The sequence below is a fragment of the Rhizobium sp. BK098 genome, assembly GCF_014193155.1.
Taxonomy (GTDB): Bacteria; Pseudomonadota; Alphaproteobacteria; order Rhizobiales; family Rhizobiaceae; genus Rhizobium.
Genome location: NZ_JACHYY010000054.1, coordinates 1 through 1,160, shown reverse-complemented (window position 1 = coordinate 1,160; position 1,160 = coordinate 1). Strand labels below are relative to the sequence as shown.

1 pseudogene is annotated in these 1,160 nt (G+C 57.1%); it reads right to left on the bottom strand.

Going from position 1 to position 1,160, the window contains the following annotated elements:
- A pseudogene (locus tag FHT73_RS29315) lies at nucleotides 1-781 on the bottom strand (IS5 family transposase); the annotation flags it as partial.
- Between the last annotated feature and the right edge of the window lie 379 nt (nucleotides 782-1,160).

The following is a 1,160-nucleotide window of genomic DNA, read 5'->3' as shown; positions in this document are numbered from 1 at the left end:
TAGGCCCTGTTGACAAAGTATGGCAGCCATATTTTGGCTGCGGCCAAAGCGAGGAATGCCGAGAATGATTTTTGGGTCTTATCGTATCTGGTGGCGACGCGGCGGAACTGCTTGAGCCTGTTGAACATTCTCTCAATGCGGTTGCGCTCCCTGTATGCCTTGAAGTCACAGGGCGGAGGGCTTTTCCGGTTTGCTTTCGGCGGAATTACAGGCCTGATCCCGTGGATCAGCAGTTCCTCGCGCAGGAAATCGCCATCATAACCTTTGTCAGCGATAAACAATTTCGGTTTGCCGACCGGCATTGTCAGCAGGTCTGGAACGGCACTGTAATCCGACGCTTCGCCACCCGTCAGGATGAAGCCGAGAGGGCGTCCCTGACCGTCTGCGCGGGCGTGGATTTTCGTCGTAAAGCCCCCGCGTGATCGACCAAAAGCCTCCTTATGAGTCCCCCTTTTGCGCCCGCCCCCTGCGAATGGCCGCGAACCGTGGTGCTGTCGATCATGTGCTGCCAGTCATCCGTCAGCCCCAGCTCAACAAGCGTCTCAAGGAGAGCGTCCCAAACGCCTTGTTCGGCCCAGCGGCGGAAGCGCACATAGACGGAATTCCACTTGCCGTACCGCTCATGCATGTCGCGCCATGGGCAGCCGACCCGCAGGACATGGAGCATGCCGTTAAGGAATTGCCGATTGTCGTAGGCTGGCCGCGACTTGCGTCCCCGTTCCGGCGGAAGAAGACCCTCGATCACGTACCATTCTTCATCGGTCAAATCGCCACGGGCCATTACCGCTCCTCGCAAAGAGCAGCTTTGAATCAGAGTTCAGCTCATTTGGGAATCGTTAGCGTTCAGCTTCGGTAGGCGGACGTACATTTTTGCGATGGCGGAAGTTGCAAGCGCCGGATTCTGCGAAATTCAGTCGCGCTTGAACCAGCGACAGCGGGCCGTTCGGACCACCGCGGACCAACTCAGCATCATGATCGTCTTGCCCATCATCTTCCCAAAAACACACAGGGCAAATCTCGTAGCCGCCTCGCTCTGAAAGGGTCGCGAAATGCCAGCACGGGCACCGGTATGCTTGCCCCTGAACGGGAGGCTCAATGATGTTGCGAAACTGCATTGCGAGAAGTTCACCTCAGTCACAGACTTTGTCAACAGGACCTAG